Consider the following 25,866-nt stretch of genomic DNA (forward strand, 5'->3'; position numbering starts at 1 on the left):
AGCTTCCCCTGCCTGTGCGATTCCCCTGCCTTCCGTCTCCCAGGAGGAGATTCACTGTGACCATCACCCAGCCCGACCTGAGCGTTTTCGAGACCCTGGAGTCGGAGGTGCGGAGCTACTGCCGCGGCTGGCCCACCGTCTTCGACCGTGCGCAGGGCAGCCGCATGTACGACGAGGACGGCCGTGAGTACCTGGACTTCTTCGCCGGCGCCGGGTCACTCAACTACGGCCACAACAACCCCGTACTCAAACGGGCGTTGATCGACTATCTGGAACGGGACGGTGTCACCCACGGTCTCGACATGTCGACGACCGCCAAACGCGCGTTCCTGGAGTCCTTCCAGAAGGTGGTGCTGCGGCCGCGCGATCTGCCGTACAAGGTGATGTTCCCGGGTCCGACGGGCACCAACGCCGTCGAGTCCGCGCTGAAGCTGGCCCGGAAGGTGAAGGGGCGCGAGGCCATCGTGTCCTTCACCAACGCCTTCCACGGAATGTCACTGGGCTCACTCGCCGTGACAGGCAACGCGTTCAAGCGAGCCGGCGCCGGCATCCCGCTGGTGCACGGCACCCCGATGCCGTTCGACAACTACTTCGAGGGCCAGGTCCCCGACTTCCTGTGGTTCGAGCGGCTCCTGGAGGACCACGGCTCCGGGCTCAACAAACCCGCCGCCGTGATCGTCGAGACCGTGCAGGGCGAGGGCGGCATCAATGCCGCGCGCCCGGAATGGCTGCGGGCGCTGGCCGAGCTGTGCGAGCGGCAGGACATGCTGCTGATCGTCGACGACATCCAGATGGGCTGCGGCCGTACAGGGGCCTTCTTCTCCTTCGAGGAGGCGGGGATCGTCCCCGACATCGTCACCGTGTCCAAGTCCATCTCCGGCTACGGACTGCCCATGTCGCTCTGCCTGTTCAAGCCCGAGCTGGACATCTGGGAGCCGGGCGAGCACAACGGCACCTTCCGCGGCAACAACCCGGCGTTCGTCACGGCCGCCGCCGCGCTGGAGACGTACTGGGCCGACGGGTCCGCCATGGAAAAGCAGACCCGCACCCGCGGCGAGCAGGTCGAGCAGGCCCTGATCTCCATCACCGAGGAGAACCTCGCCGACATCAAGGAGTACCGGGGCCGTGGCCTCGTCTGGGGAATCGAGTTCAAGGACAAGAAGCGTGCCGGACGCATCGCGCAACGCGCCTTCGAACTCGGCCTGCTCATCGAGACCTCGGGACCGGAGAGTGAAGTCGTCAAGCTGCTTCCGGCGCTGACAATCACGCCGGACGAGCTGGAGGAGGGGCTGCGCACCCTCGCCCGCGCCGTACGGGAAACCGTCTGAGAGACACCAAGCGAACGACAAAAGAACGACAGCAGAGCACAAGAGAGCACGACAGAGCACGAGAGAGGGAGCGCACCACCGTGATAGTCCGTTCGTTCAAGGACATCGAAGGCACCGACCGGCATGTGAGGGCGGCATCCGGTACCTGGGAGAGCAAGCGCATCGTGCTCGCCAGGGAGAAGGTCGGCTTCTCCCTGCACGAGACGACGCTGTACGCGGGTACCGAGACGTCGATGTGGTACGCGAACCACATCGAGGCCGTGCTCTGCGTCGAGGGCGAGGCCGAACTCACCGACGACGAGACCGGCGAGACGCACTGGATAGCGCCCGGCACGATGTACCTCCTGAACGGCCATGAGCGCCACACCATGCGGCCCAAGACCGACTTCCGGTGCGTCTGCGTCTTCAACCCGCCCGTCACCGGACGGGAGGACCACGACGAGAACGGCGTCTACCCCCTGCTGACCGAGTCCGAGGAGGTCTGAACCCCATGACCACGCTCACCGATCTCTATCCGAGCCGCACCGCCACCGAGATGTCCGTGCCCCGCCGGGACCCGGTCGTCTGGGGCACCCCCGGCACACCGGGGCCGATCGCGGTGTCCGAACTCCAGGCCTACGAGCGCGACGGCTTCCTCCCCGTGGAGGAACTCATCGGCGACGACGAAGTCGCCGTCTACCGCCAGGAGTTGGAGCGGATCGTCACCGATCCCGCGATCCGTGCCGACGAGCGGTCCATCGTCGAGCCGAAGTCGCAGGAGATCCGGTCCGTCTTCGAGGTGCACCGGATCAGCGAGGTCTTCGCCCGTCTCGTACGCGACGAGCGGGTCGTCGGCCGGGCCAGGCAGATCCTCGGCTCCGACGTGTACGTCCACCAGTCGCGGATCAACGTCAAGCCCGGCTTCGGCGCGAGCGGCTTCTACTGGCACTCGGACTTCGAGACCTGGCACGCCGAGGACGGCCTGCCCAATATGCGGACCGTGTCCGTCTCGATCGCGCTGACCGAGAACTACGACACCAACGGCGGCCTCATGATCATGCCGGGGTCGCACAAGACGTTCCTCGGGTGCGCGGGGGCCACGCCGACGGACAACTACAAGAAGTCCCTCCAGATGCAGGACGCCGGCACCCCCTCCGACGAGGCACTCACCCGCTTCGCCACCCGGCACGGCATCAAGCTCTTCACGGGCAAGGCCGGTTCGGCGACCTGGTTCGACTGCAACTGCATGCACGGCTCGGGCGACAACATCACCCCGTTCCCGCGCAGCAACGTCTTCATCGTCTTCAACAGCGTGGAGAACGCTGCGGTGGAGCCGTTCGCGGCGCCGGTGCGGCGGCCCGAGTTCATCGGCGCGCGGGACTTCACACCGGTGAGGTGAGCAGTCGGCGCGTTGGGTGACGTGGGCCCCAGTGCCCTGCCGCGCGGAGCGTTCCCGGGGCCCGCAGCCTGTGGGCCGGGACTCAGCCGGAGAGGACGTCCAGCAGTCGGTCGACGTCGGCCGGGGTGTTGTACAGATGGAAGGCGGCCCTCAAGTTACCCGCCCGGTCGGAGACTTCGACTCCGGCGCGGCTCAACTCGGGCTGCCGGTGGCCGAGTCCGGGTACGGAGACGATGGCCGAGCCTGGGGCGGGTACCGGTTCGTGGCCCAGTCCGTGCAGGCCCGCGCGGAAACGGTCGGCGAGGCCGAGATCATGCGCACGTACGGTGTCGACGCCCAGCTCCTCGATCAGCTCCAGTGAGTGCCGGGCGCCCGCGTAGGAGAAGAGGCTGGGGCTCTCGTCGAACCGCCGTGCGGAGTGGGCGAGTTCCTGGACCGGGCCGTAGCAGCTGTCCCAGGGATGCTCGCCCGCGACCCAGCCCGCGAAGACCGGAACGAGCCCGCCGAGGTCCTCCGGAACGACCAGGAAGGCCACACCTCGCGGGCACACGAGCCACTTGAAGGCGACGGAGGAGACAAAGTCGTACGCGTCCGCCTCGACCGGCAGCCAGCCCATGGCCTGGGACGCGTCCACGTACGTACGCGCGCCGTGTTCGCGCGCGGCCGCGCGGATCGCCGGCAGGTCGGCGAGCCGGCCGTCGGCGGACTGTGCGGCGCTGACCGCGACGAGCGCCGTGTCGGGGCGTACCGACTCGGCGATCCGCTCCAGCGGCACCGCGCGCACCTTGAGGTCGCGGCGCATGTGGAAGGGGTTCACGACGGAGGCGAAGTCGGCCTCGGCGGTGAGGACTTCGGCGCCCTCGGGGAGCGAGGCGGCGATCAGCCCGGTGTAGACGGCGACCGAGGCCCCGGCCGCGACTCTGCGGTCCGGGACGCCGACCAGCCGGGCGAAAGCGGACCTGGCCGCCTCCACGTCCGCGAACATGTCCTGCGACTGCCCGGCCGCCACGGATTCGACGCCGACCCGCATGGCGTCCACCGCGCGGGCCGGGAGCAGCCCGGTGCTCGCGGTGTTCAGGTAGGTGTTCTTCGGGGCGAACTCGGCTCGTACGAGGGTCTCGAAGGTCTCCATGGGACCACTCTGCGGCCCCATGGACTCCCCGTCCATTGCCTTTTTCTGCTCAGATCGGCCAAGGGGCGCTTATACATGCCCTCTGACCTGGGCTTTTCAGTTCTGCGGTACGGCGCACCCGTCCGGCCCGCAGACCTCTGACCCGTCGGAAGCCTGCTGGATCAGCTTCAGCGGCGGGCGCTCGCCCCACGCCTGGGTCAGTGCCTTGGCGAAGACCTCGGCGGGCTGGGCGCCGGAGACACCGTACTTGCGGTCGAGGACGAAGAACGGGACGCCGTTCGCGCCCAGCTCGGCGGCCTCGCGTTCGTCGGCGCGGACGTCGTCGGCGTATGCCGTGGGGTCGGCGACCACCTTGCGGGCCGCGTCTGCGTCGAGCCCTGCGGCGACGGCAAGCTCCACGAGCCGCTCGTCGTCCCCGAAGACGGAGCGCTCCTCGGCGAAGTTCGCGCGGTAGAGGGCGCCGATCAGCTCGTCCTGCCTGCCCTGCGCCTTGGCGAAGTGGAGCAGGCGGTGCATGTCGAAGGTGTTGCCGTGGTCGCGGTCCCGGGTGCGGTACTCAAGGCCCTCGGCGGCGGCCTGGGTGCCCAGGTTCTCCTCACCGGCCCGCGCCTGTGCCTCGCTCATGCCGTACTTCTTGGTGAGCATCTTCAGGACGGGCTGGATGTCACCCTTGGCACGGTTCGGGTCGAGCTCGAAGGAACGGTGCACCACCTCGACCTCGTCGCGGTGCGGGAAGGCGTCGAGCGCCTTCTCGAAGCGGGCCTTGCCCACGTAGCACCAGGGGCAGGCGATGTCGCTCCAGATCTCGACGCGCATGTCTTCGGCTCTTTCCAGGTCGTACGGGTACGGAGGCGCCCCCCGCTTGGTACGTGAACGTTCAAGCGGCCCCGCTCATTCCCCTGCGCCCACCGTGAAGCTGAGGGTCACATGGTGCTCGTCCGCCACGGGCTCCCGGTCCCGGGTCCAGCCCTGGCCTGCGTAGAAGGCCTGCGCCCGCTCGTTGTCGACGTGCACATCGAGGGTGGCGGTCCGCTTCCCGTCGGCCCGCCACTGTTCCAGGCAGGCCGCGTGCAGGTCCGCGCCGATACCCGTCCGCCAGTTGCCGGGGTCGACGTGGAACTGGAAGAGGGTCACGGTGTCGGCGGGAGCCTCATCTGCGGTGCGGAAGGAGGCGATGCCCACGAGACGCCCGTCGCGGACCGCGCACAGGACGTGCGCGTCCGGGCGCTCGATGGCGCTCCGCCAGCGGCCGGGCCAGTCGAAGCCGTCCTCCGGCAGGCCGTCCGGGTAGTAGGTCGCGCGCGCCCGGCCGTGCAGCTCTGCGATGGCGGCGGCCTCGCTCGGCAGCGCGGTCCTGACCAGCAGGGAGCCGACGGTGCGGTGGGTTCTGATCATGCAGGGGAGGACGGGGCGAGGGCCGGTGCGGTTCCCCTCCGGTTTCCGGCTGCCGGTTGTGAAGGGTTTCTTCGCCCCCTCCGCCCCTACCCATTCCCGTCCCTTGGGGGCTCCGCCCCCAAACCCCCGGCCCGTCCGGCGTTTGAGGACGAGCGCGTTCAGCGCGACAGCGGGGGTCTGGGGGCAGCAGCCCCCAGGTACGGGACGGGTAGGGGCGGAGGGGCGAGATCAGCTTCCGTCCCTCAAGTCCCGCGGCCAGCTGGGCCGGAACTCGATCCCGTCGTACGTCACCACACACCCCTCCCCCAAGGGGGACTGCGTCATGAAGCCGACCAGCGCCGCCGCGGTCTCCTTCTCGTCGCCGAGGGTGAAGAGGCGGACGAAGGTCCAGCGGACGCCGTCGCGGGAGGCGTGGAAGGCGAAGGCGCGGCCGGTGCGGCTGACCCGGAGCCAGACGGAACTGCCGTCGACGGTGAAGGAGTTGGCGTCGTCGGAGTGGCCCCGGGTGACCACCGTGCAGACGGTGGGAACGTCCGGGGAGTACTCCAGGCAGAGCTTCGCCCAGGCGCGCTCCCCCACGTGGACATAGAGCACACCCGCGTCGAAGGAGCCGGCGAACCCGACGGTGACCCTGGCTATCAGCTGGAAGTCGCCCTCCGGCTCACCGAGCAGTCGGGGCGCGTCGGAGGCGGCGTCAAGGCCCTCGCCGGTGGGCGGCACGAAGCGGTCCTGCCGGGCGCCCGCCCAGCCGGCGAGCACCCCGTCCTCGTAGGACCAGTGACCGTCAGGCCCGTAGGTGCGCAGCCGGAACGGGAGTTCGGGAAGATCGACGTCCATCCGCCGAGTCTTCCAGGTCGCCCCTGGCATGTCCCGGCCGGCTCCGCTCAGCGTTCCAGCCGGCCGTCGTAACGGCGCGGCAGTCCCAGCGGGTTGGCGTCCCGGAGCTCGGGCGGCAGCAACGCCTCAGGCGTGTTCTGGTACGCCACCGGCCGCAGCCAGCGCTCAATGGCCGTGCCACCGACAGAGGTCGAGGTGGAGGTCGTCGCGGGGTAAGGGCCGCCGTGGTGCTGGGCCGGGGCGACCGCGACGCCGGTCGGCCAGCCGTTGACCAGGACGCGGCCCGCGAGCGGGGTCAGCTCGGCGAGGATCTCGGCGCCGCGCCCCTCGCCCGCCGCCTCCTCGGTGGAGAGCTGCACGGTGGCGGTGAGGTTGCCGGGGAGTCGGGCGAGGACCGCGCTGGCCTCGGCGTCGTCCTCGTAGCGGGCGATCACGGTGAGCGGGCCGAAGCACTCCTCCAGGAGAAGGTCGTGCTCGCCCTCGCTGGTGAGCTTGCCTGCGGGCACGGTCAGGAAGCCGGGGCTCACCGTGTGCTCGCTGCCCGCGCCCGGGGTCACCGGGGCCTCCACGTCGGGGAGTTCGGCGCGCTCGGCGACCCCGGCGATGAAGTTGTCGCGCATGCGGTGGTCGAGCAGGACGCCCGCGTCGGTGTCGCTGACCGCGTCTGTGAGCGACTTGACGAAGCGGTCGCCCGCCGCGCCGGCCGGGGCGAGGACCAGGCCCGGCTTGACGCAGAACTGGCCGACGCCCAGCGTCATCGAGCCCGCGAGCCCGGCGCCGATCGCCTCCGCGCGCTCGGCCGCCGCGGCCTCGGTGACGACGACGGGGTTCAGGGACCCCAGCTCGCCGTGGAAGGGGATCGGCACGGGGCGTGCGGCCGCCGCGTCGAAGAGGGCACGGCCACCGCGGACCGAGCCGGTGAAACCGGCCGCCGAGACCAGCGGGTGCCTGACCAGCTCGACGCCCGCTTCGAAACCGTGGACCAGACCCAGGACTCCCGCGGGGATGTCGTGCGCGGCGGCGGCGCGGCGCAGGACGGCCGCGACCAGCTCGGACAGCCCCGGATGGTCCGGGTGGGCCTTGACCACGACCGGGCAGCCCGCCGCCAGCGCGCTCGCGGTGTCGCCGCCGGCGACCGAGAAGGCGAAGGGGAAGTTCGAGGCGGAGTAGACGGCGACGACACCCAGCGGCACCTTGTAGCGGCGCAGGTCGGGGACCGGCGGGGTCGCGGTGTCGTCGGGGTGATTGATCACGACGTCGAGGAAGGCGCCCTCGTCGACGATTCCGGCGAAGGCCCGCAACTGGTAGCAGGTCCGGGCGAGTTCGCCGGTGAGCCGGACGGGGCCGAGCGCGCTCTCCGCGTCCGCGGCCTCGACGAGGTGTTCCTTGGAGCCTTCGAGCAGGTCGGCGGCGGTGCGCAGGAAGGCCGCGCGCACCGTCCGGTCCGCGAGGGCCGTTCGCGTCGCGTGCGCGGCGCGGACGGCTTCGTCCACCTCCTGGGCCGTGGCCTCCACAGCGACCTGTTCCCGCTGCTTCCCGGTTCGGGGGTCGACACTCCAGACTGGTGCTGCTGCCACCGCGGGTCCCTCCAAGATGTGATGCCGCAGTTCTGTGTCACTCACCAGGGGCGTTCGATATGCTGAACACTGTCTCTGATGGTGAATATGCTGTTGGAGACTATTTCCCGTCGAACGAAGGGGTCAAGGGCGATGTCGGCAGTCGAGACAGGCGGCGGGGCGCAGGTGAAGTCCGCGGTGCGGACCGTGGAATTGCTCGAGTACTTCGCCGGCCGGCCCGGTATGCACTCGCTCGCTTCCGTGCAGGAGGCCGTCGGTTATCCGAAGTCCAGCCTGTACATGCTGCTGCGCACGCTGGTCGAGCTCGGCTGGGTCGAGACGGACGCGACGGGCACGCGGTACGGCATCGGCGTACGAGCCCTGCTCGTCGGCACGTCGTACATCGACGGCGACGAGGTGGTCGCCGCGGCCCGCCCCACGCTGGACCGTCTCTCCGACGACACGACGGAGACCATCCACCTGGCCCGCCTGGACGGCACGAACGTCGTCTACCTGGCCACCCGCCAGTCGCAGCACTACCTGCGCCCCTTCACCCGGGTCGGCCGCCGCCTCCCCGCGCACTCGACCTCGCTCGGCAAGGCGCTGCTCGCCACCCACACCGATGAGCAGGTCCGCAAGCTGCTGCCCGAGACGCTCCCGGCGCTCACCGAGCACACGATCACCGACCGGGAGAAGCTCATCGAGGAGCTGCACCAGGTCCGGGAGCAGGGCTTCGCCGTGGACCGCGAGGAGAACACGCTGGGCCTGCGCTGCTTCGGCGTGGCCATCCCGTACCGGACGCCCGCCCGCGACGCGATCAGCTGCTCGGTACCGGTGGCGCGCCTGACCCCCGCGCACGAGCAGCTGGTGAAGGACGCGCTGTTCGACGCCCGCGACCGCCTGACGCTGGCGACGCGCAGGCTGTGACCTGGAGACCCGCCGGGGCTTCATGAAAGGCCTACGCGACTTCAGATGGCCCTGTGACTTCATGAACGGTCCATGAGAAATGCGGGCGGAAGGGAACGATTCGCTCCCGCCCGCTCGTCTTTCTGAGCGGGATGAACAAGACGATCAGGCGCACCGCCGTCTTCACCCTGCTGCTCGTGCTCGCTCTGCTGGTGAGGGCGACCTGGGTGCAGTTCTACGAAGGACAGGCGCTCGCGGACGACAAGGACAACCGGCGGAACGCGATAGAGCAGTACGCGAACCCGCTCGGGAACATCATCGTGGCCGGAGACGCGATCACCGGTTCCGCGGAGACGAAGGGCAGCGACCTCAAGTACAAGCGCACGTACACGGACGGCAGTCTGTACGCGGCGGTCACCGGCTACAGCTCGCAGGTGTACGGGGCGACGCAGCTGGAGGGCATCTACCAGGACCTGCTCGACGGTACGGACATCCAGCTGAAGACCCCGCTGGACACGATCACCGACAAGCGCGCCGACCCGGGTGACGTGATCACGACGATCGACCCGGATGTGCAGAAGGCGGCGTACGAAGCGCTCGGGGACAAGAAGGGCGCCGCCGTCGCGATCGATCCGGCGACCGGCAAGATCCTCGCGGTGGTCTCCACTCCGTCGTACGACCCGTCGCGGATCAGCGCGGGCGACTCGGACGCCTGGACGAGCCTGACCAAGGACCCCGACAAGCCGATGACGAACCGGGCGCTGCGCCAGCCGCTGCCGCCGGGCTCGACGTTCAAGCTGGTCGTCGCGGCGGCCGCACTGGAGGACGGGCTGTACCCGGACGTGGACGCGAAGACGGACAGCCCGAACCCGTACCGGCTGCCGAACACGACCACGGACCTGGAGAACGAGAACACGTCTGCGCCCTGCGAGAACGCCTCGATCCGGGTGGCGCTGCAGTACTCCTGCAACAACGTCTTCGCGAAGATGGCCGTCGACCTGGGGCAGGACAAGCTCAAGGCGCAGGCCGAGAAGTTCGGCTTCAACGACAAGTCGCAGGATGTGCCGGTGCGGGCGTACACCAGCGTGTATCCCTCCGACATGGACGAGTCGTCGACCGCGCTCACGGGTATCGGCCAGTTCGATGTGACCGCGACGCCCCTCCAGATGGCCATGGTGTCGGCCGCCATTGCCAATGACGGAAAGCTGGTCTCGCCGCACATGGTGGCGCAGACCAGTGACTCCGACGGCAATGTGCTGAAGAACTACGACGACAGCACGGACACCAAGGAGGTCGTCAGCTCCTCCACGGCCCAACAGCTCCAGTCCGCAATGCAGACGGTCGTCGAGGACGGCACGGGCACGAACGCGCAGATCTCCGGCGCGACGGTGGGCGGCAAGACCGGCACGGCCCAGCACGGCGAGAACAACAGCCAGACGCCGTACGCCTGGTTCACCTCGTACGCGAAGTCCGACTCCAGCGACAAGGAGGTCGCCGTCGCGGTCCTGGTCGAGCAGTCGGACGCGGCCCGCTCGGAGGTCAGCGGTAACGGCCTTGCGGCGCCGGTGGCGAAGGCGATGATGCAGGCGGCGCTGAAGGACTGAGCACCGCCGACACGACTCAAGGGCCGCCCTCGCACCCCTGGAGGACGGCCCTTCGCCTTACTTCACGCAGCACATGCGCGTCACTTCACACCAACCACGGGCGTCACCTCACGCCGAACGCGCGCGTCGCTTGACGCAGAACATGTGCGTCACTTCACGCCGAACAACTGCTCGATCGGGTCGATCGCGAAGTACACCAGGAACAGCGCGGACGCGCCCCACAGCAGCCAGTGCACTTCCTTCGCCTTGCCGAGAACCGCCTTGATCAGGACGTACGCCAGGAACCCCGCACCGATGCCGTTGGTGATCGAGTACGTGAACGGCATCACGGCGATGGTCAGGAACGCGGGGATCGCGATCTCGTACTTGTCCCAGTCGATGTGCTTGACCTGGGTCATCATCAGGAACCCGACCGCGACGAGCGCGGGCGCCGCGGCCTGCAGCGGCACGATCGTGAGCAGCGGGGTCAGGAAGAGCGCGAACGCGAAGAGCCCGCCGGTGATCAGGTTCGAGAAGCCGGTACGGGAGCCCTCGCCGACCCCCGCCGCCGACTCGATGTACGAGGTCGCGGACGACGCCGAGGCCGCGCCGCCGGCGACCGCGGCCGCCCCGTCGATGAGCAGCACCCGGCCGAGATTGGGCACCTTGCCCTCCTCGTCGAGCAGTCCCGCCTCGGCGCTGATGCCGACGACCGTGCCCATGGTGTCGAAGAAGTCGGACAGGACGAGCGTGAAGATCAGCAGCACGACGGTGATCGCGCCGGTCTCGCCGAAGGCGCCGAACAGGCTGAAGTGACCGAGCAGTCCGAAGTCCGGTGAGGCCACGATGTCGTCGGGGACCTTCGGGGTGGTCAGACCCCAGCTCTTGATGTCCGCGACGGAGTTGATGATGATCGCCACGATCGTCATGGTCACGATGCTGATCAGGATCGCGCCCTTGACCCTGCGCGCGAGCAGTCCGATGGTCAGCAGCACGCCGAGACAGAAGACGAGAACGGGCCAGCCGGCGAGCGCACCCGTGGCGCCGAGCTGCACCGGCACGGTGGTCTGGGCGATGTCGGGGATGCGGGTGGCGAATCCGGCGTCGATGAAGCCGATGAAGGCGATGAACAGGCCGATGCCCACGCTGATCGCCTGCTTCAGTGGCTGTGGAATCGCCTGCATGACGGCTTCCCGCAGCCCTGTCACCACCAGAACGCAGATCAGCAGGCCTTCCAGGACGATCAGGCCCATCGCGTCGTCCCAGCTCATCAGCGGGGCGATCTGGAAGGCGACGACGGCGTTGAGGCCGAGGCCCGCGGCGAGTGCGAGCGGAAGGTTGCCGCCGACGCCCATGATGATCGTCATGACCGCGGCCACCAGGGCTGTGGCGGTGGTCAGTTGGACGGCGTCGAGCTGGTGGCCGAACTTGTCCTTGGCGCTGCCCAGGATGATGGGGTTCAGGACAAGGATGTAGGCCATCGTGAAGAACGTGGCGAAGCCGCCGCGTATCTCCCGGCCGAAGGTGGAGCCTCTGGCGGAGATCTTGAAGAACTGGTCGACGCTGTTCGCCGGGGGCGGCGAGGCACTTGGCCGGTCGGCCACCTTCTGCTGATCGGACATGGCGGGACTCCTCGTTGCCTGCGTGCTGGGTGTGCGGATGATGGCTGGATTGTTCCCGTGTTGAACCGCTTTCAGGTTTTCCCCGTGTTACGGAATCAAGTTCGGCCTGCCACACATCGTTCGATACTCTGTACGAGTAGCCGATACGCTCAGGCATCTCTCCGCACGGACACACCACTTCGGCGCGGGTGACCCAAGTGGCCGTATACGCAGGCGACTTCGAGGGGAGGAACCCCTACGAAGGCGACTCGCAGGACACAACCAGATGTTCCTTCCGGACGTCTCAACCAGTGACCACATTGATCTGCTGGCCTGAGCCCCCCTCGGCCAGTCAGAAGAGCCCCCGCCGATGACGATCGGCGGGGGCTCACCCTCGTGGCACTAGCTCACGTAGTACGTCGGGTTGGGGAGCTTGTACGTCTTGTCGGCGTAGCCCCCTTCGAGGTCGGAGTACTGGTCGCCGAAGTTGGCGACGACGTCGTATCCGAGGGACTCGATGTGCTTGCGCGTGCCGGACTTGTACTGCACGGTCGTGCAGGTCCAGGCGGCGGTGGTGGCGCAGGCGCTCAGGTAGGACGGCGGGTTGGCCGCGTCCTTGAGGAACATGTGGTCGGCGTCGAGGTTGATGTCGACACCGACCTTCTTCAGGTTCGCGACCGCGGCGGCGCGCTGCGACTCCTTCAGGCCCGAGTTGTAGAAGACCTCAATTCCCTTGGACTTGGCGTACGCGACGAGTTCCGGGGTGCCGAAGACGGCCGGACGGTCGGCTTTGGCCACGTACTCCGCCCAAGTGGCGGAGTTGTACGTGTAGTTGGTCTTCTTCTCGTAGTCGAGGGAGAGCAGCAGCGTGTCGTCGATGTCGAAGACGACCGCGGGCTTCTGACCCTTGTGTCCGGCCCGGTCGGCGACCTTCTTGATGTACTTCTTCGCGTCGGACTCGATGTCCGCCAGGTCCTTGGCGTAGGGACTGGTCGTGGACGCCTGGTACACACCGTTGCTGTCGAGGGTGGTGCCGTAGTAAGTGTCGATCTCCCCCACCAACAAGCCGATGTTGTGGGGCTCCTCGGTGCTGTTCGCCGTCGACTGGTCGGCGGTGGCGACACCCGTGCCGTACAGGGCGGCACCGGCGACGGCACAGGTGGCGGCGACGGCCGCTATACGCAATGGCTTATGCATGACAGGTTTCTACGCGCGTAACCCGTCTGAAGGCGAGGCTCGTTGCCCGATGCTTACGAAGTCCATAGACAACCTTTAAGCCACGTGCACCCTCTGGCCGGTTTCAGTCGCCCTGGACGCTCAGACGACCTTGACCTCGCCTGGGCGGGCCCGGACGGTACGGCCACCGAAGGCACTGGCCGCGCGGGCCGTCGCGTCCTGTGGCGTGAGCGTGGGCCCGACGTGGGTGACGAGCAGCTCCCGCACTCCCGCCACACGCGCGACCGCTCCCGCGTCCTCCGGAGTCAGATGGACGCGTTCGCCTTCGCGATGCCGGTCGATGTCGGCCTCACAGAGGAACAGGTCCGCCCCCTGGGCGAGTTCGGCGAGCTGAGCGCAGGGCCCACTGTCCCCCGAGTACGCCAGCACGCTCCCCCCGCATTCGGCCCGCAGCCCGTACGCCTCCGTGTCGTGCACGACGGCACGACTGTGGAGCCGTAGCTCTCCCACCCGCGCCTCATGACCGTCGTGCAGGGTCCGGAAGTCGAAGATCCCGCTCAGGAACCCGGGATCGCCCTGCCCGAAGAACCCGGCGAGCCGCTGACCGAGATCACGCGGCGCGTACACGGGAAGGGGCGCGGCGGGGGTCAGTCCGCCGTACGCGAGCCCGTAGAAGGCGGCGAGCAGGTCGGCGCAGTGGTCGGCGTGCAGATGCGAGATCCAGATCGCCGACAGCCGCGCCGGGTCCGTATGCCTCTGCAACTCGGCGAAGGTGCCGGGCCCGGCATCGACCCAGACCTCGGCGTCCCCGCCGCGCAGCAGGTAGCCGGAACAGGGTAGGCCGGGGCCGGGGTGCGGAGAGGCCGTGCCGAGGACGGTGAGAGTAAGGGACATGCGGCGAGCGTACGAAACCGCACCGCCGTCTTTCAGGCGCCTCCTTGTTGGTCCGCTACGGCTTCCAGCCCGGATCCCGCCCGCTGAGCCCGATCGCCCGGTCGAGCAGCGGCGCGTCGTCGGGCACCGGCACCACGGGCCCGAAGATGCCGCCCCGGGCCGGGTCCTCGGCCGATGCGAGGAGGAGTTCGTACGACACCCGCAGGGCGGCGGGGTCGGGCTCGTACGCCTGGCCGGTGGCGCGGGCCAGATCCCAGCCGTGCACGACGAGTTCGTTAGTGGCGACGGCACCCCCGACCGCGCCCGGCAGGGACACGCCACCGGCCCGGGTCTCACCGGTCCAGGCAGCCGGGTCGCGCCAGGCCTCGGCGAGTTCGTCCAGGACCTTGGGCAGCGCCTCGCGCCAGCCGGGCTCGACATCCGGCACGGCCGCGCTCGGGTCGGTGTCCGTGGTGGCCCCCAGGTCCTTGCGCGCGGCGTCCCGGAAGGCAGCGGCGAGCCCGGACAGGTGCCCCAGCATGTTGCGCACGGCGTGGTCGGGACAGGGGGTCCCGTCCGCCAGTTGCTCCTCGGTCACCCCCGCCGCGAGGTGCGCGACGATCCGGGCCTGCGGCCCGAGGTCAAGAATCCCGCCAGTCATCCGCTTCTCCTCAGAGTCCGTCCGCGTCCTCACTCCTGGGGTAGACCGACGAACGTACGGAAACTCATCGGTCTCGCATTCATGACCGTCCTCCGGAGGCTGGTCACACGTTCGAGCCGCCGGGATGCTCGATGCCAGAGGTCCGCGAGAAGGAGAGCGACCGTGAGAGCGATCGTCCAGGACGCCTAAGGAACCGAAGACCTGCTGGAGGCGCGCGACACCGAGCGGCCCGTGCCCCGCGACGACGAGGTGCTTGTCGAGGTGCGTCCCGCCGGGGTCGACCCGAGCGTGTGGCACCTGATGACGGGCAGGCCGTTGATGGCCCGCGTCGCCCTCGGACTCCGTAAGCCCAAGAACCCCGTCCGCGGCTGGGACGGCGCCGGCCGGGTCGAGGCGGTCGGCGCGAAGGTCACCGAGTTCAAGCCAGGTCCTCGTCATCGGTGCCTCGGGCGGCGTCGGTTCCTTCGCCGTCCAACCGGCCGTGGTGTACGGCGCCTTGGTGAATAGGTGCTGTTGGTGGTGCTCCGGGCAGCGCGGCCGGTGGCGCTCGCGCCCCTGCTGTGGCCTCAGCCGAGCCGTGCGAGCGTCTGAGTCACGAGCGACAGGTCCTCGTCGGACGCCAACCCCGCGTGATACAGCCGCACTTCGGTGGCCCCCAGCTCGACCGCCCGCGCGATGTCCGCACCGAGCTCCGCCGGGCGGCCCCCCATCCCGCTCACCACGGTGAAGTTGGCCGCCAGCACGCTCCCCTCGACACCCCTGTCGGCAAAGGGAGTCAGCAACCCGGGCCCTGCGGCGCAGGGTACGACCACGCCATCGGCGACGGACAGGATGTGCCCGGGATCGACGCCGGCGTTCGCGCCGCAGTGGTAGGAGACCGGGTCCGCGTGCAGCACGATGCGGAACCCCTCGGGGGCGGCCGAGCGCACCGCGGTGACGGCCTCCGTCTGCAGGGAACGGGCGACGGAGTCCCGCCACGCGCGCGTGGCCGTCGCGAGCTCGCCCCCGAGCAGCTTCTCCACGGCCTCCCAGCCACCGGCCGGAGCCTCGCCCCGCCACACGGGCTCCAGAGCCCGCCGGACCGCGACCGCCAACTCCTGCGGGTCCAGCCCCTGTTGTGCATAGCCGTCGCCGCAGGAGGGACAGAAGCACAACGACATCAGGTACTGCCCGGCGTCCCCGAGGGCCACCCCCGCCGTCTTGTCGTGGGCGTGCAGATGCGCGAGGCCGTACCAGCCGAGGGACTCCAGCTCCGTACCGTCGGCTCCGGGCCGCACCGCCGCCTCGGCGGCCAGCTCCACCAGGTACGCGCGCGTGTCGGGCTGGGCGATGCACGGAGCCCACGGATAGCGGTCCCCGTAGGCGTTGACCACGGAGGTCTCCGGAAACTCCTCCCCCATACGGGAGTTGTGGGCGAGCACCACCCAGGTGTGTACGTCGAGTCCGGCCCCGGCGAGCGCGTCGGCGGCTTCCCCGTACGCGTCGCCCGGCGCCCAGTCGCCTGCCGTGTACGGCCAGAGCCTGCGCCCCTCCCACCGCTCGTCGACGGGGTAGAGCGCGGCGGCGTGCGAGGCGGTGACGATCCGGTGCCGGGGGTGGCGTGGCGTCAGCGCGCGAGTGGAGTGGTACGCGGAGGCGAGTGTCACCTGCTGTACGCCGAGCCCGGCGATCCGGCCGGCGGCCTCCGGGTCTCCGTTGACATCCCAGGGATAGACGAACGCGGACGACTTCATTTGTGCTCCCCAGGAATTCGTACCGGCACGGTCACACGCCCTCCTCGATCAGGCCGTAACCGCGCTCGATCAGCTCTGCGAGCTGCTTCACATGGTCCTCGCTCGGCTCGTGCAACGGAGGCCGCACCTCACCCACGTCAAGGCCCTGCAGCCGTACCCCCGCCTTGACGAGCGAGACGGCGTAGCCGCGCCCCTGCGCCCGCAGGTCGACGAACGGCCGGTAGAAGCCGTCGAGCAGCCGGTTCGCGGTCTCGTCGTCACCGGTGTTGAGCGCCTTGTGGAAGGCCAGGGCGACCTCGGGGGCGAAGCAGAACACGGCGGACGAGTACAGCGTGATACCCACACCCCGGTAGGCGAGCCCTGTCAGCTCGGCGGTGGGCAGCCCGTTGAAGTAGAGGAACTCCTCGCCCGGGGCCTCGGTACGCACCGCGCTGACGATCCGCTGGATCAGGTCGAGGTCACCGAGCCCGTCCTTGAACCCGATGACGCCCTCCGTGCGGGCCAGCTCCACCACGGTCTCCGGCGTGAACACGGCGTTGTCGCGCTGGTAGACGATCACCGGCAGCGAGGTCGCCGCCGCGAACTCCCGGTAGTGCCGCAGCAGTCCCTCCTGCCCGGCCACCACGAGATACGGCGGCATGGCGAGCAGCCCGTCGGCTCCGGCCGCCTCCGCGAGCCGAGCGAACCGCACGGCGAGCGCGGGCCCGTATCCGGCGCCCGCGACAACCGGCACGCGTCCGTCCGCCGCCTCGACAGCCGCCGCCACGCACGCCTCGAACTCCTCGGGCGCCAGCGCGTGGAACTCCCCGGTGCCGCAGCAGGCGAACACTGCGGCGGCTCCGGCCTCGACTCCGCGCCGCACATGCTCCCGGTACACGTCGAGGTCGACGCCGCCGTCAGCGCCGTACGGGGTGACAGGGAAGAAGAGCGGCCCGCTGGGGATGCTGAGCCGGGCGGCGAGGGGGGCTGACGTCACGGACTCTCCCTAAGCGGTGCACGTTCGCAGTGCCCGTCTCTCGGTGCACGTTTCTGATCCACGTCCATATTTCTGAACGCGTCCACGCTAAGCCGCGACCTTGGGGCCGGTCAAGCTCGCAAACCCGCAACACAGAGGCGGATTCCTCGCCTCCGCGCGAGACTTGACGTAAGCCGTCGCCAATCCCTAGCGTGTCCATGGATGTGAATGTCGTACACGCATGCGCATGACCTACGGCTGCCGATTCAAGGAGACCCGAGGATGCCCGCTCCCCACACCGTTCTGCTCACCGGCGCCGCCGGCGGCGTCGGCACCCTGATGCGGGGGCTGCTGCCGAAGTACGGCTACGAGCTGCGCCTCCTCGACGTGCTCCCCATCGAGGGCGAGCCGGACGCGATCACCGCGGACCTCTCCGACAAGGCGGCACTGCGCGAGGCGGTACGGGGCGTCGACGCGATCATCCACCTCGCGGGCATCTCCCTGGAAGCCTCGTTCGACAAGATCCTCAAGGCGAACATCGAGGGGACGTACAACCTGTACGAGGCCGCACGCGAGGAAGGCGTACGGCGTATCGTCTTCGCCTCCTCGAACCACGTGGTGGGCTTCGCCCCGCGCCCACAGGGCGACGACCCCCTCATCCCCATCGACGCCCCGCGCCGCCCGGACACCTTCTACGGCCTGTCGAAGTCCTTCGGCGAGGACCTGGCCCAGTTCTACTGGGACAAGCACGGCCAGGAGACGGTCTCGGTCCGCATCGGCTCCTGCTTCGCCGAGCCTGCGAGCGTGCGCATGCTCTCCGTCTGGATGAGTCCGGAGGACGGCGCCCGCCTCTTCCACGCGGCGCTGACCGCGAAGGACGTACGGCACACGGTCGTCTACGGCTCCTCTGCCAACACCCGCCTGTGGTGGGACCTCTCGACCGCCCGAGCGCTGGGTTACGAGCCGCAGGACGACTCCGAGCCGTACGCCGCGAAGCTCATCGCCGAGCAGGGCGAACTGGACCCGGAGAATCAGGCACACGCCTACCTGGGCGGCCACTTCGTGAACGACCCGCCCATCTGGCCGTACTGACCAGGACACGGCCTTGGAGCCGGCAAGGGCGACTACTCACTGTGACACAATGGACACTTTCTGAGCGGGCGGGCACCGAACGGGCCCGCCCGCTCCCCCATTCGGGCACACCCGCTGCCCGATCTCACGTCCGACCCAGGTCCGAGGCGGGCAGTCCGTTAGTGAAGCGGGCACGGACGGGCACCATCGGGCAGGTAACAAGCCTGGTCAGCGACACAAAACCGCTGTAAAACTTCCCCCAAGGGCCGAGCGCGGCCCGAACGGGCAGCAGCGGAGAGGCGGGTGTCGGCCATGACTGCGGAAGACAGACAGCGCGAGATCATCAACGCCGCCCGCCGCACGGGATCCGTCGATGTCACCACGCTCGCCCTCGAGTTGGGCGTGGCCAAGGAAACCGTACGCCGCGATCTCCGCGTCCTGGAGGACCATGGACTCCTCCGCCGCACCCACGGCGGCGCCTATCCCGTGGAGAGCGCGGGCTTCGAGACGACACTCGCGTTCCGGGCCACCAGCCACCTCCCCGAGAAGCGCCGGATCGCCGCCGCCGCGGCCGAGCTGCTCGGGGACGCCGAGACGCTCTTCGTCGACGAGGGGTTCACCCCTCAGCTCATCGCCGAGGCACTGCCCCGCGACCGGCCGCTGACCGTCGTCACCGCCTCCCTCACCACCGCGGGCGCACTGGCCGAAACCGGTAACACCACCGTGCTGCTGCTCGGCGGCCGGGTACGCCCCGGCACCCTCGCCACCGTCGACCACTGGACAACGAAGATGCTCGCCGGGTTCGTCATCGACCTGGCATACATCGGCGCCAACGGCATCTCCCGCGACCACGGCCTCACCACCCCGGACCCGGCGGTCAGCGAGGTCAAGACCCAGGCGATCCGCGCCTCCCGGCGCACCATCTTCGCCGGCGTGCACACCAAGTTCGGAGCGGTCAGCTTCTGCCGGTTCGCCGAGATCGCACAACTGGAGGCGATGGTCACGAGCAGCCAGCTCCCCTCGTCCGAGGCCCACCGCTACGCACTGCAAGGACCCCAGGTCATCCGCGTCTGACCCCAGCCCGGCAGCGCGCCGGCACAACGGCCACACCCTCCGTCCAAAAGTCCAGCTCACCCTCCCCAAGGCATCACCAGAGCCGTTCCGCCCCTTATCTCCACATACGCCCCAGGAGCACCCCATGAGAACGAAGAGCCGCCGGAAGCCCCGTAACCTCGTGATAGTGGCTGCCGTGGGAACGCTGATCACCCCGCTGCTCGCAGCGTGTTCAGGAGCCGGAGGCTCCGCCAGTTCCGGCGGTGACTCCATCAACGTCCTGATGGTCAACAACCCCCAGATGGTGGAGCTGCAGAAGCTCACCGCCGACAACTTCACCAAGGACACCGGGATCAAGGTGAACTTCACCGTGCTCCCCGAGAACGACGTCCGCGACAAGATCAGCCAGGACTTCGCCAACCAGGCCGGCCAGTACGACGTCGCGACCCTGAGCAACTACGAGATCCCGATCTACGCCAAGAATGGCTGGTTGCACGACCTGGACTCGTACGTCGCGGGCGACAAGGCCTTCGACCAGGCCGACATCCTGCCGCCGATGACGGAGGCCCTCACCGCGGAGGACGGCAAACTCTACGGAGAGCCCTTCTACGGCGAGTCGTCGTTCCTGATGTACCGCAAGGACATCTTCGAGAAGAACGGGCTGACCATGCCCGCCAACCCCACCTGGGACCAGGTGGCAGACCTCGCGGCCAAGGTCGACACCGCCGAGGCCGACATGAAGGGCATCTGTCTGCGCGGTCTGCCCGGCTGGGGTGAGGTGATCGCTCCGCTGACCACCGTCGTCAACACCATGGGCGGCACCTGGTTCGACAAGGACTGGCAGGCGCAGCTGGACTCACCGGAGTTCAAGAAGGCCACCCAGTTCTACGTCGACCTCGTCCAGAAGCACGGCGAGGCGGGCGCCGCCCAGTCCGGTTACGCGGAGTGCCTCAACAACATGACACAGAGCAAGACCGCCATGTGGTACGACGCCACTGCGGGCGCGGGGTCGCTGGAGGCCTCCGACTCCCCGGTAAAGGGCAAGGTCGGCTACGTCCCGGCGCCGGTCGAGGAGACGAAGAGCTCCGGCTGGCTCTACACCTGGGCCTGGGGCATCCAGAAGGCGTCCCAGAACGCGGAGAACTCGTGGAAGTTCATCTCCTGGGCGTCCAGCAAGGAGTACGAGAACCTCGTCGGCAAGAGCATCGGCTGGGCCAACGTCCCGGCCGGCAAGCGGAGCTCCACCTATGACATCCCGGAGTACCGCAAGGACGCCGCGGCCTTCGCGGACGTGACCCGGGAGGCCATCGCGTCGGCGGAGCCCGACAACCCGGGCGTGCAGGAACGCCCCGCGCCCGGCATCCAGTTCGTCGGCATCCCCGAGTTCACCGACCTGGGGACCAAGGTCTCCCAGGAGATCAGCTCGGCCATCGCCGGTAAGCAGTCCGTCGACAGCGCACTGAAGAATTCCCAGGCGCTCGCCGAGGCGGTCGGCAAGAAGTACGAGGGGTCATGACCGTCACCGCTCCTGCCCGGGTCGCGGCGGCCGGCAGGCCGCCGCGTTCGGCCGGGCCGTCGAACCGCATGCGTGCGTGGGCCACCCGCGCCCCGCTGCTGCCCGCCCTGATTTTCATGATCGTCGTGACGCAGCTGCCGTTCGTGGCCACCCTGGTGTACTCGTTCTTCGACTGGAACGCCCTGTATCCCAACGACCGCCACCTCACCGGATTCAGCAACTACGCCGACGTCCTCACCACGCCCGACCTGCGCAGGTCGGTGTGGACGACCATTTTGCTCACCGTCACCGTGGTGCTGGTCAGCCTGCTCCTCGGCCTGCTCCTCGCGCTGCTCCTGGACCGCAGGTTCCGCGGCCGCGGAGTGGTACGGACGATGCTCATCGCGCCGTTCCTGCTGGTTCCCGTCGCGGCCGCGCTGCTGTGGAAGCACGTGCTCTACAACCCCGAGTACGGCCTCTTCAACGGCGTACTGCACTGGATCGGAGGCGACGGCGCACCCCAGCCCGACTGGATCTCGGACACCCCGCTCCTCGCGGTCGAGGCCTCACTGATCTGGCAGTGGACGCCGTTCATGATGCTGATCCTGCTCGCCGGACTGCAGAGCCGCGACGCCGAACTGGTCGAGGCGGCGCGCATGGACGGCGCGAGCGACTGGCAGGTGTTCGTCCACCTCACCCTGCCGCACCTGCGCCGCTATCTGGAGCTCGGCGTACTGCTGGGGTCGATCTACATCGTGCAGAACTTCGACGCGGTGTTCACGATCACCTCCGGCGGGCTCGGTACCGCGAACCTGCCGTACACGATCTACCAGACCTTCTACCAGGCGCACGAATACGGCCTGGCATCGGCGGCCGGCGTACTCGTCGTGATCGGCTCACTCATCCTCGCGACCTTCGCCCTGCGGGTCGTGTCGTCACTCTTCCGGGAGGAGGCGTCCCGCGCATGACCAACGTAGTGACCGCACCCCCGCCGCGCAGGCGCGCGCCCAAAGGGGCCGCGCTGGGCGTGATCGCCTGGCTGGCAGGCATTCTGTTCGTCCTTCCGATCCTGTGGATGGTCCTCACCTCCTTCCACTCGGAGGCCGACGCGGCCACCAACCCCCCGTCGATCGCCGCTTCCCTCACCCTCGACAGCTACCGGCAGTTCTTCGGCGTGGACGGCGGCGCGAGCCCCTGGCCCGCACTGATCAACTCGGCCACCGCCTCGATCGTGTCGACGCTGTTCGTCCTCGTGCTGGCGTTTCCCGCTGCCTACGCACTGTCCATCCGCCCGGTGAAGAAGTGGACGGACGTCCTGTTCTTCTTCCTGTCGACGAAGATGCTGCCGGTCGTAGCGGGCCTGCTCCCGATCTACCTGTTCGCCAAGAACGCCGGCATGCTCGACAACATCTGGACGCTGGTCATCCTCTACACCGCGATGAACCTGCCCATCGCCGTGTGGATGATGCAGTCCTTCCTCTCCGAGGTGCCGATCGCGATCATCGAGGCTGCACAGATCGACGGCGCCAGACTCCCGACGATCCTGGGGCGTGTCGTGGCCCCCATCGCACTCCCCGGCATCGCCGCCACAGCCCTGATCTGCTTCATCTTCAGCTGGAACGAGCTGCTGTTCGCCAGGGTCCTCACCGGTGTGGTGGCCGAGACCGCCCCCGTCTTCCTGACCGGCTTCATCACCAGCCAGGGCCTGTTCCTGGCGAAGGTGTGCGCCGCGTCGCTCGTCATCTCCCTGCCGGTGCTCGCCGCGGGGTTCGCCGCCCAGGACAAGCTGGTCCAGGGTCTGTCGTTGGGAGCCGTGAAATGAAGGCCGCAGTCATCGAGTCCGTCGGCCGTGCGGTGGTGGCGGAGGTTCCGGACCCGACGCCGGGCCCCCGAGAGGTCGTCGTCGAGGTCGCCGCCTGCGGCCTCTGCGGCACCGATCTGCACATCCTCCAGGGCGAGTTCGCCCCCAAGCTGCCGATCGTGCCGGGGCACGAGTTCGCCGGCGAGGTGATCGGCGTCGGCACCCAGGTCACGGAGCTCTCGGTCGGCGACCAGGTCGCCGTCGACCCCTCCCTCTACTGCTACGAGTGCCGGTACTGCCGTACGGGCCACAACAACCTCTGCGAACGCTGGGCCGCGATCGGCGTCACCACAGCCGGCGGAGCCGCCCAGTTCGCGGTGGCCCCCGTGGCCAACTGCGTCAAGCTCCCGGAACACGTCCGCACCCAGGACGCGGCCCTGATCGAACCCCTGTCCTGCGCGGTGCGCGGCTACGACGTCCTGCAGTCCCGCCTGGGCGCCCATGTCCTGATCTACGGCTCCGGAACAATGGGCCTGATGATGCTGGAGCTGGCGAAGCGCACGGGCGCGGCGAGCGTGGACATGGTGGACCTCAACCAGCAGCGCCTGTCGACGGCCCAGCAGCTCGGCGTCTCCTCGTCCGCCACGAACGCCGACGAGCTGGACCGCCCCCAGGGCTGGGACCTGGTCATCGACGCGACCGGCAACGCCGCGGCGATCCAGGACGGCCTGGGTCGTGTCGCGAAGGCCGGCACCTTCCTCCAGTTCGGAGTGGCCGACTACGCGACCCGGGTCACGATCGACCCGTACCGCATCTACAACCAGGAGATCACCATCACCGGCTCCATGGCCGTCCTGCACAGCTACGAACGGGCGGCGGAACTCTTCGCGACCGGTGTCCTGGACCCCGACGTCTTCATCAGCGACCGGCTGCCGCTGGACCAGTACCCGCAGGCACTGGAGCAGTTCGCGTCGGGGGTGGGAAGGAAGATCGTGGTGGTGCCCTAGGGAAGATCGTAGTGGCGCCATAGGGACGAATGGGGGCGCCGGGACCAAATCCTCGCTTGGTAAGGGAACGGTAAAGCGCCCCCGCTCGTTACCCCAGTCATGACAGCTATGACCCCCGGCTCGAACATCCCTCTCCCCGTCGCCCGCGTGACGGTGGACGTCGCCGCCCCGGTGCGGCTCGACGTGTCGAGCCTGCTGCTCACCGCCGACGGCAAGGTGCGCTCCGACGACGACTTCATCTTCTTCAACCAGCCCACCGGCCCGGGAGTGACGTACCGCTCGGGCGGCGGCACGGCCCCCGACACGATCACGGTCGACACGGCCGCGGTCCCCCCGGGCATCGAGAAGATCGTCGTCACGGCGAGCCCGGACGCGGCGGGCCAGACCTTCCAGGGCATCGAGCCCACGGCCACGATCCGCAACGCGGACGACAACTCCGTCCTGGCGTCGTTCACCCCGCCCCAGCTCGGCACGGAGACGGCCCTGGTGATCGTGGAGGTCTACCTCCGCAACGGCGCATGGAAGGCCCGAGCGGTAGGCCAGGGCTACGCGAACGGCCTGGCAGGCATCGCCACGGACTTCGGCGTCTCGGTGGAGGAACCGGCCCCCGCCGCACCTCAACCGACGCCGCCCGCGCCCGCGCCCGCGCCCGCAGCGCAACGCCAGGTGACGCCCCCGCCGCCCCCGGCCGCTCCCCCCGCCGCTGCCGCTGCTCCCACCCCCGCCTCCTCCGGCAAGATCAACCTGGACAAGGGCCGGGTGAGCCTGCAGAAGAACCAGACCGTCTCCCTGGTCAAGGGCGGCCGCCCGCTCCTCTCCCAGGTCAAGATGGGTCTCGGCTGGGAGCCCGCGTTCCGCGGCAAGGACATCGACCTGGACGCCTCGGTCATCGCGTACGGCCCGCAGCGCAACCACATCGACAGCTGCTACTTCGGCAAGCTCTCCATCGTGAACGGCGCGATCAAGCACTCCGGCGACAACCTCACGGGCGAGGGCGGCGGAGACGACGAGGTGATCGTCGTGGACCTGGGCCGTCTCCCGCAGGAGGTCACGGGCCTGGTCTTCACGGTCAACTCCTTCTCCGGCCAGAAGTTCACCGAGGTCGCCAAGGCCTACTGCCGCCTCATCGACGCCGCCACCGGCGAGGAACTGGTCCGCTTCGACCTCACCAGCGCCGAAGCCCAGACGGGCGTCATCATGGCCAAGCTCATCAAGCAGTTCTCCGGCGAGTGGGAAATGACCGCCCTGGGCGATTTCGTCAAGTCCCGCACAGTCCGCGGCATGGTCAAGCCGGCAGCCCAGGCCCTCTGAGTCCAAGCCCGCCGACACCGACGACCAACTGCACGGGCCGTCCGCGCCGGTCGCGGAGCGGGGCCCGACGCTGGGTCTTCAAGATCCCCCCGGACGCACCCGCACCCGCACCCGCAAGACCGCGGAAGGGGGCGTGCCGGTACATCAAATGCCCGCAGCCGAACGGATCGAGAGCACACGTTCACCGATCAACCCCAGTTGATCCGTTCGGATGCGGGCGGATGTACCGGCGCGCACCCGACCCACGCACCCCCCGTGGGCGAGACGCGCAACGGCCGCAGGCGCGAAACGCGCGACGTCCGCACAACCCACCCGCCCCCGTGGGCGAGACACGCTAAGGCCCGCAGGACCGGCCACCCCATGGGCGACCGCGCTACGCCCGCAGCCCTTCCGTAAGCAGCGTCAGATACCGCCGGATGTGCGTCCCCTCGCCATTCGCCAGCTCCGACGCGCCGGCCACCCCATGGGCCAGCCGAAGCACCTCGATCGGCAACACGTCCGCCCGCAGGGTCCCTTCCCGCTGCGCCCCCTCGACCAGCCGCGTGGCCGCCCCCCTGACCGAGGTGCCGCACACCGCGAGCACGGCTGAACTCCCGTCCGAGACAGCCGACCCGAGCAACGCCTTGAGCCCCCGAACCTCGATCATCGACAGGGCCAGCTCGTTCAGCCACTCCACCAGCGCCTCGCCGGGCGGCAACACCGCCGCGATCTCGTCCGCGCGAGCCGCGATCGCCTCGATCCTGTCGACGTAGACGGCCTCCAACAGCGCCTGCCGCGTCGGAAAGTGCCGGTACAGGGTCCCGGACCCGACCCCCGCCTTCTTGGCGATGTCGTCGAGCGACGCACCCTCCCCGTGCTCGCCGAAGGCGACCGCCGCCTCTTCGAGCAGCCGCTCATAGTTCCGCCGCGCATCGGCCCGCATCGGCTTGACCTGCGTCATTCAGATACTCCTTGCCAACCGGGGACCCTCTCCGCATCTTACCGAGAGGTCGACGCAGCACTGCCCGACGTCCA

Annotated in this window: 25 protein-coding genes; 13 read left to right on the top strand and 12 right to left on the bottom strand. The window is 69.0% G+C overall.

Annotated elements, in window-relative coordinates; translation table 11 throughout:
* Window positions 1–56: 56 nt before the first annotated feature.
* The 3 genes from ectB to thpD all read left to right on the top strand — a co-directional run bounded on the left by ectB (window position 57) and on the right by thpD (window position 2,706).
* A complete protein-coding gene (ectB, locus tag ACFYPC_RS17435) occupies window positions 57–1,328 on the top strand; it encodes a diaminobutyrate--2-oxoglutarate transaminase (protein ID WP_388676502.1) in 1,272 nt (423 codons plus the stop codon).
* A gap of 80 nt (window positions 1,329–1,408) precedes the next feature.
* Window positions 1,409–1,813, top strand: coding sequence for an ectoine synthase (locus ACFYPC_RS17440; protein WP_388676505.1), 405 nt, complete (start codon window positions 1,409–1,411; stop codon window positions 1,811–1,813).
* A gap of 5 nt (window positions 1,814–1,818) precedes the next feature.
* Window positions 1,819–2,706: an ectoine hydroxylase gene (gene thpD / locus ACFYPC_RS17445; RefSeq protein ID WP_388676508.1), complete on the top strand. Its 888-nt coding sequence runs from the start codon at window positions 1,819–1,821 to the stop codon at window positions 2,704–2,706.
* An 82-nt stretch (window positions 2,707–2,788) separates the two neighbouring features.
* Here thpD and ACFYPC_RS17450 read toward each other — a convergent pair whose 3' ends face one another.
* From ACFYPC_RS17450 to ACFYPC_RS17470, 5 genes are all read right to left on the bottom strand, one after another.
* Window positions 2,789–3,838 (bottom strand): aminotransferase class V-fold PLP-dependent enzyme, encoded by a 1,050-nt coding sequence (locus tag ACFYPC_RS17450; RefSeq protein ID WP_388676511.1) that lies wholly within the window; start codon window positions 3,836–3,838, stop codon window positions 2,789–2,791.
* Between the two features lie 96 nt (window positions 3,839–3,934).
* Window positions 3,935–4,654, bottom strand: coding sequence for a DsbA family oxidoreductase (locus tag ACFYPC_RS17455; RefSeq protein ID WP_388676514.1), 720 nt, complete (start codon window positions 4,652–4,654; stop codon window positions 3,935–3,937).
* 75 nt (window positions 4,655–4,729) lie between these two features.
* On the bottom strand, window positions 4,730–5,233 hold the full coding sequence (locus tag ACFYPC_RS17460) for a GNAT family N-acetyltransferase (RefSeq protein WP_388676517.1): 504 nt from the start codon (window positions 5,231–5,233) through the stop codon (window positions 4,730–4,732).
* A gap of 228 nt (window positions 5,234–5,461) precedes the next feature.
* Complete coding sequence (locus ACFYPC_RS17465; RefSeq protein ID WP_388676521.1) at window positions 5,462–6,070, bottom strand: DUF1349 domain-containing protein; 609 nt, start codon at window positions 6,068–6,070, stop codon at window positions 5,462–5,464.
* A 47-nt stretch (window positions 6,071–6,117) separates the two neighbouring features.
* Window positions 6,118–7,647, bottom strand: coding sequence for an aldehyde dehydrogenase (NADP(+)) (locus ACFYPC_RS17470; RefSeq protein WP_388676524.1), 1,530 nt, complete (start codon window positions 7,645–7,647; stop codon window positions 6,118–6,120).
* A gap of 132 nt (window positions 7,648–7,779) precedes the next feature.
* Between ACFYPC_RS17470 and ACFYPC_RS17475 the strand changes: the two genes are divergently transcribed.
* Window positions 7,780–8,553, top strand: a complete 774-nt coding sequence (locus ACFYPC_RS17475; RefSeq protein WP_365428249.1) for an IclR family transcriptional regulator — start codon at window positions 7,780–7,782, stop codon at window positions 8,551–8,553.
* A gap of 131 nt (window positions 8,554–8,684) precedes the next feature.
* Window positions 8,685–10,136, top strand: coding sequence for a peptidoglycan D,D-transpeptidase FtsI family protein (locus ACFYPC_RS17480; protein ID WP_388676528.1), 1,452 nt, complete (start codon window positions 8,685–8,687; stop codon window positions 10,134–10,136).
* 149 nt (window positions 10,137–10,285) lie between these two features.
* Here the strand turns inward: ACFYPC_RS17480 and ACFYPC_RS17485 are convergent, their stop codons facing one another.
* The 4 genes from ACFYPC_RS17485 to ACFYPC_RS17500 form a co-directional block, all read right to left on the bottom strand.
* The gene (locus ACFYPC_RS17485) at window positions 10,286–11,737 is read right to left on the bottom strand and encodes an NCS2 family permease (protein ID WP_388676531.1); all 1,452 of its coding nucleotides are present in this window, start codon (window positions 11,735–11,737) and stop codon (window positions 10,286–10,288) included.
* A gap of 381 nt (window positions 11,738–12,118) precedes the next feature.
* Entirely contained in the window at window positions 12,119–12,913 is a 795-nt protein-coding gene (locus ACFYPC_RS17490; RefSeq protein ID WP_388676542.1) for an HAD family acid phosphatase, read from the bottom strand.
* A 120-nt stretch (window positions 12,914–13,033) separates the two neighbouring features.
* Window positions 13,034–13,786 carry an MBL fold metallo-hydrolase gene (locus ACFYPC_RS17495; RefSeq protein WP_388676545.1) on the bottom strand — a complete coding sequence of 251 codons (753 nt, stop codon included), beginning with the start codon at window positions 13,784–13,786 and terminating at the stop codon, window positions 13,034–13,036.
* Window positions 13,787–13,841: 55 nt separating this feature from the next.
* Window positions 13,842–14,426 carry a TIGR03086 family metal-binding protein gene (locus ACFYPC_RS17500; RefSeq protein ID WP_388676547.1) on the bottom strand — a complete coding sequence of 195 codons (585 nt, stop codon included), beginning with the start codon at window positions 14,424–14,426 and terminating at the stop codon, window positions 13,842–13,844.
* Window positions 14,427–14,657: 231 nt separating this feature from the next.
* On the opposite strand from ACFYPC_RS17500, the gene ACFYPC_RS17505 reads away from it, so the two are divergent.
* Window positions 14,658–14,933, top strand: coding sequence for an alcohol dehydrogenase catalytic domain-containing protein (locus ACFYPC_RS17505; RefSeq protein ID WP_388676550.1), 276 nt, complete (start codon window positions 14,658–14,660; stop codon window positions 14,931–14,933).
* A gap of 59 nt (window positions 14,934–14,992) precedes the next feature.
* On the opposite strand, the gene ACFYPC_RS17510 is transcribed toward ACFYPC_RS17505, so the two are convergent.
* The gene (locus ACFYPC_RS17510; RefSeq protein ID WP_388676553.1) at window positions 14,993–16,159 is read right to left on the bottom strand and encodes a hypothetical protein; all 1,167 of its coding nucleotides are present in this window, start codon (window positions 16,157–16,159) and stop codon (window positions 14,993–14,995) included.
* Between the two features lie 31 nt (window positions 16,160–16,190).
* Window positions 16,191–17,135: a 5-dehydro-4-deoxyglucarate dehydratase gene (locus tag ACFYPC_RS17515; RefSeq protein WP_388676556.1), complete on the bottom strand. Its 945-nt coding sequence runs from the start codon at window positions 17,133–17,135 to the stop codon at window positions 16,191–16,193.
* A gap of 261 nt (window positions 17,136–17,396) precedes the next feature.
* On the opposite strand from ACFYPC_RS17515, the gene ACFYPC_RS17520 reads away from it, so the two are divergent.
* The 7 genes from ACFYPC_RS17520 to ACFYPC_RS17550 all read left to right on the top strand — a co-directional run bounded on the left by ACFYPC_RS17520 (window position 17,397) and on the right by ACFYPC_RS17550 (window position 24,852).
* Window positions 17,397–18,206: an NAD-dependent epimerase/dehydratase family protein gene (locus ACFYPC_RS17520; RefSeq protein WP_388676558.1), complete on the top strand. Its 810-nt coding sequence runs from the start codon at window positions 17,397–17,399 to the stop codon at window positions 18,204–18,206.
* Between the two features lie 291 nt (window positions 18,207–18,497).
* Window positions 18,498–19,259 (top strand): DeoR/GlpR family DNA-binding transcription regulator, encoded by a 762-nt coding sequence (locus ACFYPC_RS17525; RefSeq protein WP_388676560.1) that lies wholly within the window; start codon window positions 18,498–18,500, stop codon window positions 19,257–19,259.
* 124 nt (window positions 19,260–19,383) lie between these two features.
* Window positions 19,384–20,754, top strand: a complete 1,371-nt coding sequence (locus tag ACFYPC_RS17530; protein WP_388676562.1) for an ABC transporter substrate-binding protein — start codon at window positions 19,384–19,386, stop codon at window positions 20,752–20,754.
* Complete coding sequence (locus tag ACFYPC_RS17535) at window positions 20,751–21,701, top strand: carbohydrate ABC transporter permease (RefSeq protein ID WP_388676565.1); 951 nt, start codon at window positions 20,751–20,753, stop codon at window positions 21,699–21,701. Before ACFYPC_RS17530 ends, ACFYPC_RS17535 begins: the two co-directional genes overlap by 4 nt.
* The gene (locus tag ACFYPC_RS17540) at window positions 21,698–22,555 is read left to right on the top strand and encodes a carbohydrate ABC transporter permease (protein WP_388676568.1); all 858 of its coding nucleotides are present in this window, start codon (window positions 21,698–21,700) and stop codon (window positions 22,553–22,555) included. The genes ACFYPC_RS17535 and ACFYPC_RS17540 overlap by 4 nt, the downstream gene beginning before the upstream one ends.
* Window positions 22,552–23,541, top strand: a complete 990-nt coding sequence (locus ACFYPC_RS17545) for a zinc-dependent alcohol dehydrogenase family protein (protein WP_388676571.1) — start codon at window positions 22,552–22,554, stop codon at window positions 23,539–23,541. The genes ACFYPC_RS17540 and ACFYPC_RS17545 overlap by 4 nt, the downstream gene beginning before the upstream one ends.
* Before the next feature lie 108 nt (window positions 23,542–23,649).
* Window positions 23,650–24,852, top strand: a complete 1,203-nt coding sequence (locus ACFYPC_RS17550; protein ID WP_388677282.1) for a TerD family protein — start codon at window positions 23,650–23,652, stop codon at window positions 24,850–24,852.
* A gap of 373 nt (window positions 24,853–25,225) precedes the next feature.
* On the opposite strand, the gene ACFYPC_RS17555 is transcribed toward ACFYPC_RS17550, so the two are convergent.
* Window positions 25,226–25,792, bottom strand: coding sequence for a TetR/AcrR family transcriptional regulator (locus tag ACFYPC_RS17555; protein WP_388676574.1), 567 nt, complete (start codon window positions 25,790–25,792; stop codon window positions 25,226–25,228).
* Window positions 25,793–25,866 lie beyond the last annotated feature (74 nt).

This window comes from Streptomyces sp. NPDC005808 (genome assembly GCF_042871385.1).
Lineage (GTDB): Bacteria > Actinomycetota > Actinomycetes > Streptomycetales > Streptomycetaceae > Streptomyces.

Coding starts and splice junctions, on each gene's coding strand:
- ACFYPC_RS17550 (WP_388677282.1), top strand. CDS start 23,650: ATGACCCCCGGCTCGAACATCCCTCTCCCCGTCGCCCGCGTGACGGTG.
- ACFYPC_RS17510 (WP_388676553.1), bottom strand. CDS start 16,159: ATGAAGTCGTCCGCGTTCGTCTATCCCTGGGATGTCAACGGAGACCCG.
- ACFYPC_RS17460 (WP_388676517.1), bottom strand. CDS start 5,233: ATGATCAGAACCCACCGCACCGTCGGCTCCCTGCTGGTCAGGACCGCG.
- ACFYPC_RS17520 (WP_388676558.1), top strand. CDS start 17,397: ATGCCCGCTCCCCACACCGTTCTGCTCACCGGCGCCGCCGGCGGCGTC.
- ACFYPC_RS17545 (WP_388676571.1), top strand. CDS start 22,552: ATGAAGGCCGCAGTCATCGAGTCCGTCGGCCGTGCGGTGGTGGCGGAG.
- ACFYPC_RS17475 (WP_365428249.1), top strand. CDS start 7,780: ATGTCGGCAGTCGAGACAGGCGGCGGGGCGCAGGTGAAGTCCGCGGTG.
- ACFYPC_RS17465 (WP_388676521.1), bottom strand. CDS start 6,070: ATGGACGTCGATCTTCCCGAACTCCCGTTCCGGCTGCGCACCTACGGG.
- ACFYPC_RS17455 (WP_388676514.1), bottom strand. CDS start 4,654: ATGCGCGTCGAGATCTGGAGCGACATCGCCTGCCCCTGGTGCTACGTG.
- ACFYPC_RS17450 (WP_388676511.1), bottom strand. CDS start 3,838: ATGGAGACCTTCGAGACCCTCGTACGAGCCGAGTTCGCCCCGAAGAAC.
- thpD (WP_388676508.1), top strand. CDS start 1,819: ATGACCACGCTCACCGATCTCTATCCGAGCCGCACCGCCACCGAGATG.
- ACFYPC_RS17495 (WP_388676545.1), bottom strand. CDS start 13,786: ATGTCCCTTACTCTCACCGTCCTCGGCACGGCCTCTCCGCACCCCGGC.
- ACFYPC_RS17480 (WP_388676528.1), top strand. CDS start 8,685: ATGAACAAGACGATCAGGCGCACCGCCGTCTTCACCCTGCTGCTCGTG.
- ACFYPC_RS17485 (WP_388676531.1), bottom strand. CDS start 11,737: ATGTCCGATCAGCAGAAGGTGGCCGACCGGCCAAGTGCCTCGCCGCCC.
- ACFYPC_RS17530 (WP_388676562.1), top strand. CDS start 19,384: ATGAGAACGAAGAGCCGCCGGAAGCCCCGTAACCTCGTGATAGTGGCT.
- ACFYPC_RS17540 (WP_388676568.1), top strand. CDS start 21,698: ATGACCAACGTAGTGACCGCACCCCCGCCGCGCAGGCGCGCGCCCAAA.
- ACFYPC_RS17535 (WP_388676565.1), top strand. CDS start 20,751: ATGACCGTCACCGCTCCTGCCCGGGTCGCGGCGGCCGGCAGGCCGCCG.
- ACFYPC_RS17525 (WP_388676560.1), top strand. CDS start 18,498: ATGACTGCGGAAGACAGACAGCGCGAGATCATCAACGCCGCCCGCCGC.
- ACFYPC_RS17490 (WP_388676542.1), bottom strand. CDS start 12,913: ATGCATAAGCCATTGCGTATAGCGGCCGTCGCCGCCACCTGTGCCGTC.
- ACFYPC_RS17500 (WP_388676547.1), bottom strand. CDS start 14,426: ATGACTGGCGGGATTCTTGACCTCGGGCCGCAGGCCCGGATCGTCGCG.
- ACFYPC_RS17555 (WP_388676574.1), bottom strand. CDS start 25,792: ATGACGCAGGTCAAGCCGATGCGGGCCGATGCGCGGCGGAACTATGAG.